This is a genomic window from Frateuria edaphi (genome assembly GCF_021117405.1).
In the GTDB taxonomy this organism is placed as follows: Bacteria; Pseudomonadota; Gammaproteobacteria; order Xanthomonadales; family Rhodanobacteraceae; genus Frateuria_A; species Frateuria_A edaphi.
Genome location: NZ_CP088251.1, coordinates 2,126,320 through 2,140,875 on the forward strand (window position 1 = coordinate 2,126,320; position 14,556 = coordinate 2,140,875).

Here is a 14,556-nt window from a genome sequence, read left to right on the forward strand (position 1 = left end):
GATCCGTCAAAGGCAAAAAGGCGATGATGCCAGCAGCGGCGCGCGTACGCAGCCGTATAGGTTCTGCGCGCGACTGCTGGCGCTCCTCGGACCTTGCTTATCGGCCACGCCGGAAACGACGATGCCGCCCGAAGGCGGCATCGCGGCAGGGCAGTCGGACTCAGTAGCGCAGCAGCGCCGAAGCCCAGGTGAAGCCGCCGCCGAAAGCTTCCAGCAGCAGGTTCTGCCCGCGCTGCACCTTGCCCGAGCGCACCGCGTAGTCCAGTGCCAGCGGCACCGAACCCGACGAGGTATTGGCGTGCTTGTCGACGGTCACGATGACTTGGTCCATCGACATGTTCAGCCGCTTGGCGGTGGCCTCGATGATGCGCAGGTTGGCCTGATGCGGAATCAGCCAGTCGAGCTGCGAAGCCTCCATGCCGGCGGCCTTCAGGGTCTGCTCGACGAGGGAGTCGAGTGTCTTGACCGCGACCTTGAATACCTCGCGACCGGCCATCTTGATGCGCACGCCATGATTGGGCTCGTCGCGGAAGCCGACCGACACGCCGACCGGATTCCACAGCAATTCCTTGTGGCCGCCGTCGGCATGCATGCAGGTGGCGTAGATGCCCGGCTCGTCGCTGGCCTCGAGCACCACCGCACCGGCGCCGTCGCCGAACAGCACGCAGGTCTCACGCTCCTTCCAGTCGATCATGCGCGTCAGCGTCTCGGCGCCGATCACGAGCGCCTTCTTCGTCTGGCCGCTGCGGATGAACTTGTCCGCCACGCCCAGCGCGTAGACAAAACCGGAGCAGGCCGCGTTGACGTCGAATGCGGCGCAGCCGTTGGCGCCCAGGCGGTGCTGTACCAGGCAGGCGGTCGACGGGAAGATCAGGTCCGGCGTGGTGGTGCCCAGCACGATCAGGTCGAGCTCCGAAGCCTTGACGCCAGCGGCGGCGAGCGCGCGCTCGGCGGCGAGGAAGGCCAGGTCGCCGGTGGTCTCGCCCTCGGCGGCGACGTGGCGCTGGCGAATGCCGGTGCGGGACTGGATCCACTCGTCGCTGGTCTCGACGAACTTCTCCAGGTCGAAGTTGCTCAGCACGCGCTCGGGAAGCGCGCTGCCGGTGCCGATGATGCGGGCGTAGGTCGAGGCCATGGACTTTCCATCTGCATGCGGAGGCGAGGAACTGGCGCCGGGGCTGCTGCGCCGATGTCCAGCCACGCCGAAACCGCAACGTTACGTTCGCGGACGCCGAAACGCAAAGCGGCGCGTCGCCGCGCCGCCCTGTTGCGTCCGATGGAAGCCGCTTACTCGGCGTCGACGGCCGCGGCGGTGTCGATCACCTTCTTGCCGCGGTAGTAGCCGTCCTTCGTGATGTGGTGGCGCAGGTGCACCTCGCCGCTGGTCGGGTCGGTCGCCAGCTGCACGGTCTTGAGCTTGTCGTGCGAACGACGCATGCCGCGGGTGGACGGGGTCTTGCGGCTCTTGGCAACGGCCATGGGTGTATCTCCGGCTTCAATCGGTTTTCTTGAGTTCGCGCAGAACCGCGAACGGGTTGTCGTTGGGCTCAGGCACGGATTCCTCCGGCCCGGGGCCAGTCACTTCGGGTGGCAAGCTGCTGTCCGGGTTGACCGGTACCAGCGGCACTGCCAACAGCAATTCGTCCTCGATGACGGCGGCCAGGTCCAGCTTGCCGTCGTCATCAACCAGCAGCGGCTCGCAACCCGGCGGCAGAGCCGCTTCTTCGCGCTCGTTGCGGATCAGGCCAAGCCGGCTGTCCACCGTCAGGGGCAGCACGAACGGTTCGAGCGTACGCTGACAGGTCAGCGTCAGCGGCGCCTCGACATGCACCTGAAGGTAGGCCGTGCCGAAATCGTCGCGACCAAAATCCAGTGCGTACTGGGCCGCCCCTTCGTTGCCGGCCAGCATCCCGCACAGGCGGGACATGGCGGCCACGGGGAGCGCTCCGGCGAACGAACGCCGCGCCGAGACCATGCGCCAAGCGTCCACGGACTCTGGCAGTGTCACGGACATAATCGCGAAATCTTAGGGTCGACGGGGGTCCAAGTCAACCGCGCCACCCGGGCTTTGCCTGCCGTCGGGACTGCGGCAGACTGCCCTTCCAATCGTAACCGGTTCTCCTTGTGCCCGCTTCCCTTGCCTTTGGCCTCGCCGCGATGTGCCTGCTGCTGGTGGGCGCCGGTGCGTTCGTGCTGGTGGGCCGGCGGCGCAGGCTGGAACGGCGGCGCCACAGCATGCACCGGTTGCTGGAGCTGGCCGACCAGCTGGAATCGGACCTGAAAACGTGCCGCAAAGGCCTCAAGCAGGCCCATGCGGTGATGTCCTTCAACCCCGACCAGCCGGCCGCCGGCGAGCAGGAAGCCAAGCAGGCGATCGACGCCGGCCTGCGCTCGCTGCTGCAGCAGCGGCTGTGGATCCGCGACTGTGCCCCCGACGCCAGTCAGCAGGGCCTGGACGAGGCGGCTGCCGACATGAGCCAGACCCGCGCCCGGCTGCGCCCGCTGGTGCGGGCGCTGGAGCGCGCGCACCACGAGCTGGACGACGCCATGCGCGAACACATCCGCCGCGAATCGGACGTATGACGCGGCTGGTCCTGGGTTCCACCTCGCGCTACCGCGCGGAGCTGCTGCGACGGCTGGCGCCGGACTTCGAACAGCGGGCGCCCGGCGCGGACGAAACCCTGGCGCCCGGCGAGTCCCCGGCCGAAGGCGCCCTGCGACTGGCGATTGCCAAGGCAGAAGGCGCCGCACGCGGGCTCGACGGGGCGCTGGTGATCGGCTCGGACCAGATCGCCGAACTCGATGGGCGCGCCCTGGGCAAGCCCGGCAGCGTTGATGGCGCGCGGGCCCAGCTGGCCGATTGCGCCGGCCGCGAGGTGCACTTCCACACGGGGTTATGCCTGCTCGACACTCGCGATGGGCGTCGCCATACGCACCTGGACACCACGCGCGTGCGGTTCCGGCAGCTCACGGAAGCGGAGATCGTCCGCTACGTCGAGCGCGAGATGCCGCTCGATTGCGCTGGCAGCTTCAAATGCGAGGGCCTGGGGATCTCGCTGTTCGACCGTATCGACAGCAGCGACCCGACGGCGCTGGTGGGCCTGCCATTGATCGCGCTGGCGCGGCTGCTACGCGAGGCCGGCCTGGCCATTCCGTAAATCGGCTGCCAGGCTCCAGCCCGGCAGTCGCTTCGGCGAGACGCTTGGTGGGCTGAAACCTACCCTACGGTCGCGGCAAGGCTTGCGCGTTGCGCCAGAACAGGCAGGACGCCGGATCGGCAACCCGTGCCAGTGGCTCCGCCGGCACCCGACCGCGGTAATAAGCAAAGCTCTTGCGCCCGTCGAACAGCACCAACCGCGTGGCCAGCTCCGGCGACCGGATGCTTCCGCAGATCGCGCCAAGTCGCTCCAGCTTCTCGCGCTCGCGCATCACCTCGCTCACCACCAGCAACATCGGTGCGCCCGCATGCGCGGCGCGCAGCCCTGCTTCGTCGCGTCCCCAGATCGCCAACTGCGGCGCGCGGCCATGCTTGACGTTGAGCGTGCTGTCCAGCGAATACACCGGGCGTCCGTCGAGCTGGAACTCGAGCTCCGCGGCGAGCATGAAATTGTCGGCTACCAGCACTGCATCCTTCTGTCCCAGCAGGGTGCGTGCCTGCGCCGCGCTCTGGCGCCAACCCACGAAGTTGGTCGGGAAGGCCTTGCTCGCAGCCAGCACTTCGGCGCCGTGCGGGCTGGCCGCCAGCGCCAGGTAAGCCAGTCCAAGCAATGTTCCCATGCCGCCAAGCACACCGCCGGCCACTGTGGCCACGCGCCAGCCCCGGCCCGTCTCGCGGCACAAGGCCGGCAACGCCGCCAGCAAAGGCAGGTAGCCGGGCAACGGCCAGTGCGCGCGAAAGCGAAGGTCGTCGGCGAACAGCCCGAACACCAGGTACGGCACCAGGAAACCCAGCGAGGTCCACGCCAGCAAGTCCCACGGAGCCCCTTCTTCGCGCTGGCGCCAGCTGCGCCACAACGCCCACAGCAGCAGGACGTAAAGCACCGGCGTGCAAGCGATCGCCTGCTCCAGCGGCTGCACCAGCGCATCGGCATGGAAACTCCACGGGTTGCGATCGACCAGCTGGAACGCAAGCCCCGCACCGTGCTGGCGCCAGTTCGACACGATCAGGGGGACCAGCCCCAGCGTCGCCACGGCAAGCGCCAGCCATAATCCGCCCCGGCGCCACTGCCCGCGACCGCGTGGCGTGAAGACCAGCAGCAACAGCCCGGCCAGCATCGCCATCGCCGCGCGGTAATGGGTCAACCATGCCACCGCCAGCGCAACGCCGAGCAGCAGCCAGGGGAGCAGCCGCTCCTCGTCCATCGCGCGCAGCAGCGCATAGAGCGCCACCGCGACCGCCAGGGTCAGTGGCACGTCCGGCATGGCCATCACGCCGAAGGTGCCGGCCAGCGGCAAGGCCAGGCACAACAGACCGGCCTGCCAACCCGTGCGCGCGTCGAACGCGCGCCGCCCGAACGCCACCATCACCCACGGCAACGCACTGCCCAGCATCAGGAACGGCCAGCGCATGCCGAACAGGCCATGTCCGGCGACCCGTTCGCCCAGCCAGATCAGCCATGCGGTGAGCGGCGGCAAATCGCTGTAGCCCCAGGCCGGGTGCCGGCTTTCCAGCCAGTAGAACGCCTCGTCGCCAAATGGCGACATCGTGGCGGCGACGATGCCCTTGAGAACGAGCAGAGCGGCGAACGCAATGAGGAACCCGCCTCGCCAGCGCGCGAGACCGGCCGCTACACTCGACCGGCCCTCCCCGCGTTCCGCCCGTGCCGACTGCCAGGAACCCATGTCCGCCACCACTCCGCTGTCCGAAGAAACGCTCCATCCGCGCCTGGAAGCGGCGATGGCCCAGGTCAACCGCGTGCTGCTGGGCAAACCGCGCCAGGTGAAGCTGGCTTTTACCTGCCTGGTCGCAGGCGGCCACCTGCTGCTGGAGGATGTGCCCGGCGTGGGCAAGACCACGCTGGCGCACGCGCTGGCTGCGAGCTTCACGCTGGACTTCCAGCGCGTCCAGTTCACCAGCGACCTGTTGCCGTCGGACATTATCGGGGTCAGCGTGTTCGAGCGCGAGACGGGCCAGTTCCGCTTCCATCCGGGTCCGATCTTCACCGGCCTGATGCTCGCCGACGAGATCAACCGCGCGACGCCCAAGACGCAGAGCGCGCTGCTGGAGGCGATGGCCGAGGGCCAGGTCACGGTGGACGGCCAGACGCACACGCTCGCCCAGCCGTTTTTCGTCGTCGCCACCCAGAACCCGCTGGATTTGCACGGCACGTTCCCCCTGCCCGATTCGCAGCTGGACCGCTTCATGCTGCGCATCTCGCTCGACTACCCCGATGCCGCCGCCGAGCGCGCGCTGCTTTGCGGCAGCGATCGTCGCGACCTGCTCGCCCAGCTCACGCCGCAACTGGATGCGCCGAGCCTGGCCGCGCTGCACCTCCAGGCGCAGGGCATCACTGCCAGCAGCGCATTGCTCGATTACCTGCAGGCACTGCTCGCGGCAAGCCGACGTCACGCCGACATCCGTGTGGGACTGTCACCGCGCGCCGGCATCGCCCTGCTCGGCGCGGCGCGCGCCTGGGCCCTGCTGAGTGGCCGTGGCCACGTGCTGCCGGAGGACATCCAGGCGTTGTTCGTACCGCTGGCCGCGCACCGGCTGGTGCCCTCGCGCGGCGCCAGCGGGGATGCGCTGGCCCGCGCGCTGCTGGCCGATACCGCGGTCGACTGACAATGCGCGACGCGCTGCGCCGCCTGCAGCAGCTGGCCGAACGGCGGCTGCCTGCGCTCACCCGCTTCCGCCGCCCGGAGCCGATGCCGATCGAACTGAACCGGCGGCGCATCTACATCGTGCCGACCGGCTTCGGTATCGGCTTCACCGTGTTGCTGCTGGTGATGCTGGTCGGCTCGCTCAATTACTCCAACAACGCCGCCCTGTTGCTCACCTGCATGCTGGGTGCGTCCGGCGCAGCCAGCATGCTGATCGCGTTCCGCGCGCTCGACGGGCTTGCACTGGCCAGCGTTAGCGCGGGGCAGGCGATTGCGGGTCAGCCACTGGCGTTGACGCTCGAATTCGAATCGACCCGGCCACGCAGCGCGATCCGCATCGACCTGGGCGATGCCTGCCAGGCGTTCGCCATCGACGCCTCGGGCAAGGCCGACGTCACCTTGCCGCTGGCCACCCGCCAACGTGGCTGGCAGCCCCTGCCGCGAGTGCGCGTGTGGACGACGTGGCCGCTGGGGTTGTTTCGCGCCTGGAGCTGGATGCATCCGGAACAGTCCGTGCTGGTCTGGCCGCACCCCGAAAGCGGCGGACCACCACCGCTGCTGCCCGCCGACGAGGGCCTGCGCCCCCGACTGCACCGCGGCGAGGACCTGGCCGCCCTGCGCGACTACCGCAGCGGTGACCCGCGCAAGCACATCGCATGGAAGGCCAGCGCACGGCTGGGACACTTGCTCAGTAAGGATTTCGAACAGCCCGAGTCGCGTCCCGAGTGGCGCCTGGACTGGCGCGAACTGGAGGGGATGGACACCGAGGCCCGCATCGCCCGTCTCGCCCGCTGGCTGGGCGAGGCGCACGCCGCGGGCCGCCGTCACAGCCTGTGGCTGCCGGGGCTGCCCATCGAGGTGGGAAGCGGTCCAGGCCATTACGCGCGCTGCATGAGCGCCCTGGCGTCGCTGCCATGATCGGCGTGACACGTCGCCCGACCGGACCCTCGCTGGATAGCCGCGCGTTCGACCTGCTGTGCCTGACCATGGCCTGCGTCCTCGGCGTACACGCATCACACCTGCCCTGGTGGCTGGTGGCCGCATTGGCGCTGGTACTCGCGCTGCGCTGGTGGCAGCGGCGCCGGCATGGCACGCCTCCGCCGATGCTGCTCAAGCTGCCGTTGCTGGCCTTGCTGGCGATCGCCGTCGTCTTCACCTACGGCACGATCTTCGGCCAGGAACCCGGATCCGCACTGGCCGTCGGCCTGCTGGTACTCAAGCTGCTGGAAAGCGAGGCGCCGCGCGATGCCAAGGTCGGCGTGAGCTTTGCCTGTTTCGGGCTGATGGCCGCGCTGCTGTTCGACCAGGGCCTGGTAGCCACTTTCGTGGTGGCGCTGGGCCTGTTGCCCGCCCTGGCCACCCTGCGTGCGTTGGAACCGGCGCAGGCGTCGGCAAGCCTGCCACGTGCCCTGCTGCCGGGTCTCGCCCTGCTCGCCGCCGCCGTGCCGCTGGCCCTGCTTGCCTTCGCCCTGGTGCCGCGGTTGAGTTCGCCGCTGTGGGGAGCACCCAACCGCACCGAAGCGCGCACTGGGCTGAGCGACCAGATGTCGCCCGGCGATTTCGTCGAACTGCTGAACGACGAGCGCCCGGCGATGCGGGTCACCTTTGACGGCCCACCCCCGCCACCCGAGCAGCGCTACTTCCGCGCCTACGTGATGTGGGCGTACGACGGTCGCACCTGGGAGCACGTGCAACTGCGCCTCGCCGACGGCCGCGCGAGGCCACTCGAGCCGTTGGAAGCTCGTGTTACGACGGGCTACCAGGTCGACCTGGAACCGACCGACCGCACCGTCCTACCGGCTCTGGGCATGCCGATGGAGGCACCGGCGGAAGCGCGACTAAGCCCCAACCGCGAGGTGTTCAGCGATAAGCCCGTGCGCGAGCCACTGCATTACGCGCTCCGCTCGGCGCTCTACTACCACCTGCAGCCGAAGCTGCCTGAAGCCGCGCGACGTTTCGCCCTGCGCCTACCGCAGGGGCTCAATCCCCGTACGCACGCACTGGCGGCGCAATGGCGGGCGCGCCGTGCAGGCGACGACCAAGCGATCGTCGATGACGCGCTGGCCTTGTTCCACGATGGCGCCTTCCGCTACACCATGTCGCCGGCGCCGCTGGGCCGCAACGCCGTAGACGACTTCCTGTTCGGCACGCGCGAGGGCTTCTGCGAGCACTACGCCTCGTCCTTCACGGTGCTGATGCGCGCGGCTGGCATCCCCGCGCGAGTGGTCACCGGCTACCAGGGCGGTTACTGGAATCCGCTGGGCAACTACCTGCTGGTACGCCAGTCCGATGCGCACGCCTGGAGCGAAGTGTGGCTGGAAGGTCGCGGCTGGACGCGTGTCGACCCCACCGCCGCCGTGCGGCCGGAGCGCGTAAGCCAGGGCGCGGCGGCGGCGGCCGGCGACCAGCTCGGCTGGGTGCAAACCAGCTGGCTGGCGTCGTTACGCAACCAGTGGGATGTAGTCAACCACTGGTGGACCCAGGGCGTTATCGGTTTCGATGCGCTGCGCCAGCGCGGTCTGCTGACGCCGTTCGGCATCCACGACACCGGCACGGCGATGCTGGGCATCCTGCTGGCGATCGGCACCGCACTGTTTGTTGCCATCGGCGTGGGCTGGGCGTTGTGGCGGCGTGAACGGCCCGAGCCGTTGAGCCAGGCGCTACGCCGGCTAGAGGCCAGGCTCGCGCGCGCCGGCATCACGCGCCGTCGCAGCGAAGGGCCGCAGCATTACCTGCGCCGCGCCGCGCGAGCTCTGCCGGCGCAGCGCGCTGAACTGGAGCGACTGATGAACCGCTACCTTGAACTGCGCTATGCACACGACGAACCGGTGCCTGAACTGCTGCGGGAATTCCAGCGGGCGGTACGGGAATTCCGGCCCCGGCGCGTGGTCAAATGAATATCCATGCGGCTGCCAGGGCAGCCGCTGTCCAGGGAGAACCACCATGTCCTTTCCTTACCGTCCTCTAGGCCTGGCGACCGCCTTCGGCCTGCTGACCGCCTGCGCAACGGTGCCCCAGCCGCTGCAGGGCACCTACTCCGACGTGAGCACGGCAGGCGCCCAGCAGGGCGGTGCCGGCGGTGCGAAAGTGCGTTGGGGCGGCGAGATCATCAGTACCGAACCCGGACCGCAGGAAACCTGCTTCTATCTGCTGTCCCGTCCGCTGGACAAGCAGGCGCGGCCGGAGAGCGACACCAGCGGCGCCACCGAGGGCCGCTTCGTCGCTTGCCACGAAGGCTTTTACGATCCGGAGGTGTTTACCCGTGGCCGCGAGCTCACGGTGACGGGTACGCTGCAGGGCACCGTAACGAAGAAGGTGGGCGATTACGACTATGCCTACCCGCGCGTGGCGGCCGACGTGGTGTACCTGTGGCCCAAGCGTCCGGTAACCGTGCGCTACCCGCCGGGTTACTACGACCCGTTCTGGGGGCCGGGCTGGGGTAGTCCCTACTGGGGTCCGTGGGGCGACCCGTTCTGGAACCGCCCGCGCGTGATCATCGTGCGCCCGCCGCCGGCGCCGGCGCCGAAACCGGCGCACAAGTAAGCGCGGTTCGATCTCAAAAACGCCGGCCCAGGGCCGGCGTTTCTGTTGCCGCTAAATGCATCGCATCGCGGACATTCCAGCAGGAGCGAACACGCTGGGACCGGTGAGCCGGGGCAGGCACAACGCAAGCGCCCATAGAAAAGTCGCTCAGCCCGGCGGCCAGCTCATCCGGCGGCCGGCCAGCAGGTGCACGTGCAGATGGAACACGGTCTGGCCGCCATGTTCGTTGCAGTTGATCACCGTGCGGTAGCCCTGCTCGGCAAGCCCTTCCTGCCTGGCGTAATCGGCCGCGGCGAGCAGCACCTTGCCGAGCAGTTCGGCGTCGGCCGGTTGCGCGTCGTCGAGCGTCGGCAGCGGCTTCTTCGGGATAAAGAGCACATGCACCGGCGCCTGCGGATTGAGGTCGCGGAAGCCGACCACGTCGTCGTTCTCGAAAACGATGTCGGCCGGGATCTCGCGCCGGATGATCTTGCCGAAGATGGTGTCGCCCATGCCCGAGCCCTCGCGTGGATTCACAGGCGCAGCAGCATACCCTGCGAGCGCGGCGCGCTCGCTCATTCCAGCGCCTGGCGGCTGCCGAAGGCATGCGCCAGGGTGCCTCGATCGACGTATTCCAGTTCGCCGCCCAGCGGCACGCCGTGGGCCAGCCGCGTCGGCTTGACCCCGCCGGCGTGCGCCAGCTGTGCCAGGTAGTGCGCGGTGGCCTCGCCTTCGACGGTGGGGTTGGTGGCGATGATCATCTCCTCGATCTCGCCCTCACCCAGGCGCGCGCTCAGTTGCGCCAGGCCGAGTTCCTCCGGACCCAATCCGTCCAGCGGCGACAGACGGCCGAGCAGCACGAAGTACTGTCCGCGATAACCGGTGGCCTGCTCGATGGCGGCAAGGTCGGTCGGCGTTTCCACCACGCACAGCACGTGGCGGTCGCGGCTGGTGCTGGCGCACAGCGCGCACACCGGCTCCTCGCTGAAGTTGCGACAGCGCGTGCAGTTGCCGATGCGCTCCATCGCCTCACGCAGCGCGCCGGCCAGCTTCAGGCCGCGCGTGCGCTCGCGTTCGAGCAGGTGGAAAGCCATCCGCTGCGCGCTCTTGCCACCCACGCCGGGCAGGCAGCGCAGGGCTTCGATGAGATTGGCGAGTAAGGGCGAGCCTGTCATGGTTTCTGGTATCGACAACTGCAGGAAGCGGGCGGAGCTTCTTTTCCGAATGGCCGGAAGAGCATCGCCCGCAAATGGGTTCCTACGAAGGTCGTGGTCAGAACGGCATCTTGAAGCCGGCCGGCAGGTTCATCCCGGCTGTCACGCCGCCGAGCTTGTTGCGGCTGGCCTCGGCCACCTTGTTGACCGCGTCGTTGACGGCGGCCGCGATCAGGTCCTCGGCCATCTCCGGGTCGTCCGCGAACAGCTTGCGGTCGATCTGCACGCGGCGCACCTCGTGCGCGCCGGTCATCAGTACGGTGACCAGGCCGCCGCCGGAGCTGCCGGTGACTTCCATCTTCGCGATCTCCTCCTGCGCACGCTTCATGTCTTCCTGCATGCGCTGGGCCTGCTGCATCAGCTGACCGATCTGGCCTCTCATGATTCTGCTCCGCTCAACTTTCGATGGGTTTGATGGACTGCGGTACCACGCGGGCGCCGAACTCGCGCTTGAGCGACTGCACCAGCGGATCCTCCTCGATCGCCTGCTCGGCGGCGCTTTGCGCGCTTTCGCGGGCCGAGGCGGCGCGGGCGGCAGGCGTCTGGGTGGCGCCCTGACTGTCGGCGACGAAGCGCAGCTTGATGCGCTCACCCAGCACGTCGCCGATGCGGTCGGCCATTTGACCAACCATCGGCTCGACGGCCAGGTGCATGTGCGCCGGCTGCAGCGCCAGCACCAGCGTGTTGCCGTCGCGCTCGCGTAGTGCGGCGTTCTGTGCCAGCTGGCCGAGCGGGCCACGCAGGCCCGCCTGTTCGATCAGTGCGTCCCAGCGCGGCAGACCGCGGGCATCGGTCGGCACCGGCGCACGCGCGACCGGGGCCGCATGCGTGATCGGTGCGGGCGCGGAGGCCACCGGAGCGCGCGGCATGGGCGAGGCACTGAGCATGGGTGGCTCGGCGCGCCCGATGGGCGATGGCGGACGCGCCGCGGGCGCCGGCCGCGGCATGCGTTCGGTCGGCGCGGGTTCGTCCGCTCCGCCCGGGCGAAACGCCAGCATGCGCAGCAGCGCCATCTCGAAACCGGTGCGCGCGTCGGGCGCCAGCGCGAGATCGCGTCGACCGGTGGTGGCAATCTGGTAGTAGAGCTGCACGTCTTCCGGCTGCATGCGCTCGGCGAGCGCAGCGAGGCTTTCCGCATCCTCGCCATCGCTCTGGGCGTGGTAGCCCGGCACCAGCTGCATCAGTTGGGCGCGATGCAGGGTCGCGGCCAAGTCGTCCAGTACGCCGCCGAAGTCGGGCGAGTACGAGGCGATGCGCTCGCACTCGGCCATCAACCGCGAGCCATCGCCATCGGCCAGCGCATCGAGTACACCCAGCACCTGGCCGCGCGCCACACTGCCGAGCATCGCCCGCACGTCGTCGGCGTTGAGCGCACCGCCGCCGTAGGCGATCGCCTGGTCCAGCAGCGAGAGGCCGTCGCGCAGCGAGCCGTCCGCACCGCGCGCCAGTTCGCCGATGGCGGCGTCCTCGTAAACGATCTTTTCCGCTTCCAGGATGTGGCGCATCTGCCCGGAAATCTGCTCGGGCAGCAGGCGCTTCAGGTTGAACTTCAGGCAACGCGACAACACGGTCACCGGCAGCTTCTGCGGGTCGGTCGTCGCCAGCAGGAACTTAACGTGCGGCGGTGGCTCCTCCAGCGTCTTGAGCAAGGCGTTGAAGGCCGGCTTGGAGAGCATGTGCACCTCGTCCACCAGGTACACCTTGAAGCGGCCACGCGCCGGTGCGTACTGGGCGTTCTCGATCACCTCGCGCACGTCGTCCACGCCCGTGTTGCTGGCCGCGTCGATTTCCAGCAGGTCGACGAAGCGGCCGGCATCCACCGCCGTGCAGACGGCGCATTCGCCGCAGGGATCGGCCGATTCGCCCCGCTCGCAGTTGAGCGACTTGGCAAAGATGCGCGCGATGGTGGTCTTGCCCACGCCGCGCGTGCCGGTGAAGAGGTACGCGTGATGCATGCGCCCGGTGTCCAGCGCGTTCGTCAGCGCGCGCACCACGTGTTCCTGCCCGACCAGCTCGACGAACTTGCGCGGGCGCCACTTGCGGGCGAGAACCTGATAGGACATGCGTTGGAGCCTGTTCTGCGGGCTGGGCGGGTAGCCTCGAAGTCAGTAATGACTTGGGGGCGGAGGCCGATTGTGCCAAGTCGACGCCGGCAAGTCAGCCGAGCGCGTCGGAGCCCCGAAATGGCGGCGGCCCCGCCAGCCACACCCCGGCACCCGAATCATCCACTACCGTTGCTTCCTTCCGGACCTGGCGGAGTTTGCGGACTATCGTCGCGGGGGGACCGACGGGGCCACCATGGACGTGGGCTTTTCAGGCCCTACTTGAAACTGGCGGAGAGGGCGGGATTCGAACCCGCGATACGGGTATAAGCCGTATACACACTTTCCAGGCGTGCTCCTTCAACCACTCGGACACCTCTCCGGATCTTCCTTGCCACCCGACGGGCTGGCAAAGAAGCGGAAGGATAGCGATCTCCCCCGACCGACACAACCTGCGCGAATCAACCGGCGTCCGGGTGGGGCGGCAAGGGCGGGGGCAGCACGAGGCCGCCGCCGGGCCGGGCGATCGCATGGCCACGCGTCCGGAGCGCCTCGCCATCGGCGGCGCTGCCATAGTGGTAGAGCACCAGCTGCCGCTGCAATCCCTCGTCGTACTCGCGCTCGATGTCGTCCACGCCGCTGTGCGACGGATTGCCGACCAGCCCGCAGTCGTGCAGGACGCGTTCGCCGCCCGCTGCAAACTGCGCCAGCATCTCCGGTACCGGCCGGGTATCGCCGGTGAACACGAAGCTGCCGTGTAGTGCCAGGCCGAAGGACGTATTCGGTCGATGGTGCCGCGTGGGGAAAACATCGAACCACCATCCGTCCAGCCAGAAGCCGCGGCTGCAGGCCACCAGGCGGAACGCCTCCCAGAAATTGACGCCGCCCTCGGCCAGCACGCCCGGGTAGTCGGCCACGCGCGCCTGCAACCAGGGCACCAGGGCCGCGTGGATGAAAATGCGCACGTTGCCTCGCAGCGCCTCGTCGAACCACAGCCGGGTGAACAGCCGCTCCATGCCGCCGACATGGTCGAGGTGGGTATGGGTGATGTAGATCGCGCGCGGCAACTCACCGTACGCCGCCTGGTAGCGATCCAGTGTGTCCGGGCCGCAATCGATCAGCAGCATGGGTTTGCCGCCGTGTTCGAGCACCGCGGCGGAGGAACCCAGTTCCACCGCATGGGCGGCGCCGACACCGAGGAAACGCAACGACCAGTTCATGCGCCCATTGTCCGTTCGTAGCCGTAGACCAGCGGACCCCAGATGGCCGCCTGGAAATCGGGAATGCGCTCCGCGGCACCGAGCTTGACCAGCGAGCGGCGCAGTCGCGCCAGGTTCGCCAACCGCCAGGCTTCTGCTGGCGTGCGCAGTGCGCCGCGATCGAAGTCGATCAGGTAGAGCGCCTCGGAGGTGACCAGCACGTTGTGCGCGTTCAGGTCGGCGTGCCAGATTCCCTCGCGGTGGAAGCGCGCGACCAGGGCGCCGGTCTCGCGCGCCAGGTCCGCATCCAGCCGGCCGTCTGCAAGACATTGCGCCAACGTGTGCGCACCGTCGATGCGCCGGGTGATCAGGTCGCCGGTGTAGAAAAGCCCGTGACGACACAAGCGTGCGGCCACCGGCTGCGGCGCGGGCAGTTCCAGCGCGGCGATATGCGCCAGCAGGCGAAACTCGGCGAAGCTGCGCGTGTGCGCGGCACCGGTCCAGAGATAGCGATCGCGGTTGAAGCGGGCGACCAGGCCGCCACGGCGGTAATGGCGCAAGACGCACGCGCCGGCGGGCGTGTCGATCATGGCCACGCCGCCGCGTCCGCCACCCTGGACCTCGAGCGCATCGCGGGCACGCCAGTAGCCGGGGTCGAACCAGTCGTTGTCCACGCCGCTCGCCAGCGAGGCATCGAACAGCATCGCGCCGCCGGCTTCCTCGCGGATCTGCTCCTGCATCATCATGTGCGGTCGAAGG

At 68.7% G+C, this 14,556-nt stretch carries 16 protein-coding genes, 1 tRNA gene and 1 other RNA gene; 6 read left to right on the top strand and 12 right to left on the bottom strand.

All coding sequences use genetic code 11. The annotated features are described in order from the left end of the window. Nucleotides 1–160: 160 nt before the first annotated feature. The 3 genes from LQ772_RS10030 to LQ772_RS10040 form a co-directional block, all read right to left on the bottom strand. Nucleotides 161–1,135: a beta-ketoacyl-ACP synthase III gene (locus LQ772_RS10030; RefSeq protein ID WP_231320585.1), complete on the bottom strand. Its 975-nt coding sequence runs from the start codon at nucleotides 1,133–1,135 to the stop codon at nucleotides 161–163. A gap of 152 nt (nucleotides 1,136–1,287) precedes the next feature. Beyond that, nucleotides 1,288–1,479 carry a 50S ribosomal protein L32 gene (gene rpmF / locus LQ772_RS10035; RefSeq protein ID WP_231320586.1) on the bottom strand — a complete coding sequence of 64 codons (192 nt, stop codon included), beginning with the start codon at nucleotides 1,477–1,479 and terminating at the stop codon, nucleotides 1,288–1,290. Between the two features lie 16 nt (nucleotides 1,480–1,495). Then, nucleotides 1,496–2,014 (bottom strand): YceD family protein, encoded by a 519-nt coding sequence (locus LQ772_RS10040; RefSeq protein ID WP_425600783.1) that lies wholly within the window; start codon nucleotides 2,012–2,014, stop codon nucleotides 1,496–1,498. Nucleotides 2,015–2,124: 110 nt separating this feature from the next. Between LQ772_RS10040 and LQ772_RS10045 the strand changes: the two genes are divergently transcribed. Together LQ772_RS10045 and LQ772_RS10050 are read left to right on the top strand one after the other, a co-directional pair. Then, nucleotides 2,125–2,583: a hypothetical protein gene (locus LQ772_RS10045; protein WP_338029227.1), complete on the top strand. Its 459-nt coding sequence runs from the start codon at nucleotides 2,125–2,127 to the stop codon at nucleotides 2,581–2,583. Further along, nucleotides 2,580–3,158: a Maf family protein gene (locus LQ772_RS10050; RefSeq protein ID WP_231320587.1), complete on the top strand. Its 579-nt coding sequence runs from the start codon at nucleotides 2,580–2,582 to the stop codon at nucleotides 3,156–3,158. The genes LQ772_RS10045 and LQ772_RS10050 overlap by 4 nt, the downstream gene beginning before the upstream one ends. A gap of 64 nt (nucleotides 3,159–3,222) precedes the next feature. Here LQ772_RS10050 and LQ772_RS10055 read toward each other — a convergent pair whose 3' ends face one another. Next, nucleotides 3,223–4,704: an ArnT family glycosyltransferase gene (locus LQ772_RS10055; RefSeq protein WP_231320589.1), complete on the bottom strand. Its 1,482-nt coding sequence runs from the start codon at nucleotides 4,702–4,704 to the stop codon at nucleotides 3,223–3,225. Between the two features lie 136 nt (nucleotides 4,705–4,840). Between LQ772_RS10055 and LQ772_RS10060 the strand changes: the two genes are divergently transcribed. From LQ772_RS10060 to LQ772_RS10075, 4 genes are read left to right on the top strand one after another with little or no spacing between them, the layout of a single operon-like run. After that, nucleotides 4,841–5,782: an AAA family ATPase gene (locus LQ772_RS10060; protein ID WP_231320590.1), complete on the top strand. Its 942-nt coding sequence runs from the start codon at nucleotides 4,841–4,843 to the stop codon at nucleotides 5,780–5,782. A gap of 2 nt (nucleotides 5,783–5,784) precedes the next feature. Further along, complete coding sequence (locus tag LQ772_RS10065) at nucleotides 5,785–6,738, top strand: DUF58 domain-containing protein (RefSeq protein WP_231320591.1); 954 nt, start codon at nucleotides 5,785–5,787, stop codon at nucleotides 6,736–6,738. Beyond that, the gene (locus LQ772_RS10070) at nucleotides 6,735–8,717 is read left to right on the top strand and encodes a transglutaminase TgpA family protein (RefSeq protein ID WP_231320592.1); all 1,983 of its coding nucleotides are present in this window, start codon (nucleotides 6,735–6,737) and stop codon (nucleotides 8,715–8,717) included. Before LQ772_RS10065 ends, LQ772_RS10070 begins: the two co-directional genes overlap by 4 nt. Before the next feature lie 46 nt (nucleotides 8,718–8,763). Then, nucleotides 8,764–9,363 (top strand): Slp family lipoprotein, encoded by a 600-nt coding sequence (locus LQ772_RS10075; protein ID WP_231320593.1) that lies wholly within the window; start codon nucleotides 8,764–8,766, stop codon nucleotides 9,361–9,363. A gap of 147 nt (nucleotides 9,364–9,510) precedes the next feature. On the opposite strand, the gene LQ772_RS10080 is transcribed toward LQ772_RS10075, so the two are convergent. The 8 genes from LQ772_RS10080 to LQ772_RS10115 all read right to left on the bottom strand — a co-directional run bounded on the left by LQ772_RS10080 (nucleotide 9,511) and on the right by LQ772_RS10115 (nucleotide 14,543). Beyond that, nucleotides 9,511–9,855 (bottom strand): histidine triad nucleotide-binding protein, encoded by a 345-nt coding sequence (locus LQ772_RS10080; RefSeq protein ID WP_231326009.1) that lies wholly within the window; start codon nucleotides 9,853–9,855, stop codon nucleotides 9,511–9,513. Between the two features lie 62 nt (nucleotides 9,856–9,917). Further along, nucleotides 9,918–10,517, bottom strand: coding sequence for a recombination mediator RecR (recR, locus tag LQ772_RS10085; protein ID WP_231320594.1), 600 nt, complete (start codon nucleotides 10,515–10,517; stop codon nucleotides 9,918–9,920). Nucleotides 10,518–10,614: 97 nt separating this feature from the next. Then, on the bottom strand, nucleotides 10,615–10,938 hold the full coding sequence (locus tag LQ772_RS10090) for a YbaB/EbfC family nucleoid-associated protein (RefSeq protein WP_231320595.1): 324 nt from the start codon (nucleotides 10,936–10,938) through the stop codon (nucleotides 10,615–10,617). 13 nt (nucleotides 10,939–10,951) lie between these two features. After that, nucleotides 10,952–12,619, bottom strand: coding sequence for a DNA polymerase III subunit gamma/tau (gene dnaX / locus LQ772_RS10095; RefSeq protein WP_231320596.1), 1,668 nt, complete (start codon nucleotides 12,617–12,619; stop codon nucleotides 10,952–10,954). A 130-nt stretch (nucleotides 12,620–12,749) separates the two neighbouring features. Beyond that, an RNA gene (gene ffs, locus LQ772_RS10100) (signal recognition particle sRNA small type) lies at nucleotides 12,750–12,846 on the bottom strand. Between the two features lie 41 nt (nucleotides 12,847–12,887). Beyond that, nucleotides 12,888–12,980: transfer RNA gene (locus LQ772_RS10105), tRNA-Ser, on the bottom strand. Between the two features lie 79 nt (nucleotides 12,981–13,059). Next, on the bottom strand, nucleotides 13,060–13,818 hold the full coding sequence (locus LQ772_RS10110) for an MBL fold metallo-hydrolase (protein WP_231320597.1): 759 nt from the start codon (nucleotides 13,816–13,818) through the stop codon (nucleotides 13,060–13,062). After that, nucleotides 13,815–14,543 (bottom strand): 3-deoxy-D-manno-octulosonic acid kinase, encoded by a 729-nt coding sequence (locus LQ772_RS10115; protein WP_231320599.1) that lies wholly within the window; start codon nucleotides 14,541–14,543, stop codon nucleotides 13,815–13,817. Before LQ772_RS10115 ends, LQ772_RS10110 begins: the two co-directional genes overlap by 4 nt. Nucleotides 14,544–14,556: the final 13 nt, after the last annotated feature.

Coding starts and splice junctions, on each gene's coding strand:
- LQ772_RS10030 (WP_231320585.1), bottom strand. CDS start 1,135: ATGGCCTCGACCTACGCCCGCATCATCGGCACCGGCAGCGCGCTTCCC.
- rpmF (WP_231320586.1), bottom strand. CDS start 1,479: ATGGCCGTTGCCAAGAGCCGCAAGACCCCGTCCACCCGCGGCATGCGT.
- LQ772_RS10040 (WP_425600783.1), bottom strand. CDS start 2,014: ATGTCCGTGACACTGCCAGAGTCCGTGGACGCTTGGCGCATGGTCTCG.
- LQ772_RS10050 (WP_231320587.1), top strand. CDS start 2,580: ATGACGCGGCTGGTCCTGGGTTCCACCTCGCGCTACCGCGCGGAGCTG.
- LQ772_RS10055 (WP_231320589.1), bottom strand. CDS start 4,704: ATGTCGCCATTTGGCGACGAGGCGTTCTACTGGCTGGAAAGCCGGCAC.
- LQ772_RS10060 (WP_231320590.1), top strand. CDS start 4,841: ATGTCCGCCACCACTCCGCTGTCCGAAGAAACGCTCCATCCGCGCCTG.
- LQ772_RS10065 (WP_231320591.1), top strand. CDS start 5,785: ATGCGCGACGCGCTGCGCCGCCTGCAGCAGCTGGCCGAACGGCGGCTG.
- LQ772_RS10070 (WP_231320592.1), top strand. CDS start 6,735: ATGATCGGCGTGACACGTCGCCCGACCGGACCCTCGCTGGATAGCCGC.
- LQ772_RS10075 (WP_231320593.1), top strand. CDS start 8,764: ATGTCCTTTCCTTACCGTCCTCTAGGCCTGGCGACCGCCTTCGGCCTG.
- LQ772_RS10080 (WP_231326009.1), bottom strand. CDS start 9,855: ATGGGCGACACCATCTTCGGCAAGATCATCCGGCGCGAGATCCCGGCC.
- recR (WP_231320594.1), bottom strand. CDS start 10,517: ATGACAGGCTCGCCCTTACTCGCCAATCTCATCGAAGCCCTGCGCTGC.
- LQ772_RS10090 (WP_231320595.1), bottom strand. CDS start 10,938: ATGAGAGGCCAGATCGGTCAGCTGATGCAGCAGGCCCAGCGCATGCAG.
- dnaX (WP_231320596.1), bottom strand. CDS start 12,619: ATGTCCTATCAGGTTCTCGCCCGCAAGTGGCGCCCGCGCAAGTTCGTC.
- LQ772_RS10110 (WP_231320597.1), bottom strand. CDS start 13,818: ATGAACTGGTCGTTGCGTTTCCTCGGTGTCGGCGCCGCCCATGCGGTG.
- LQ772_RS10115 (WP_231320599.1), bottom strand. CDS start 14,543: ATGATGATGCAGGAGCAGATCCGCGAGGAAGCCGGCGGCGCGATGCTG.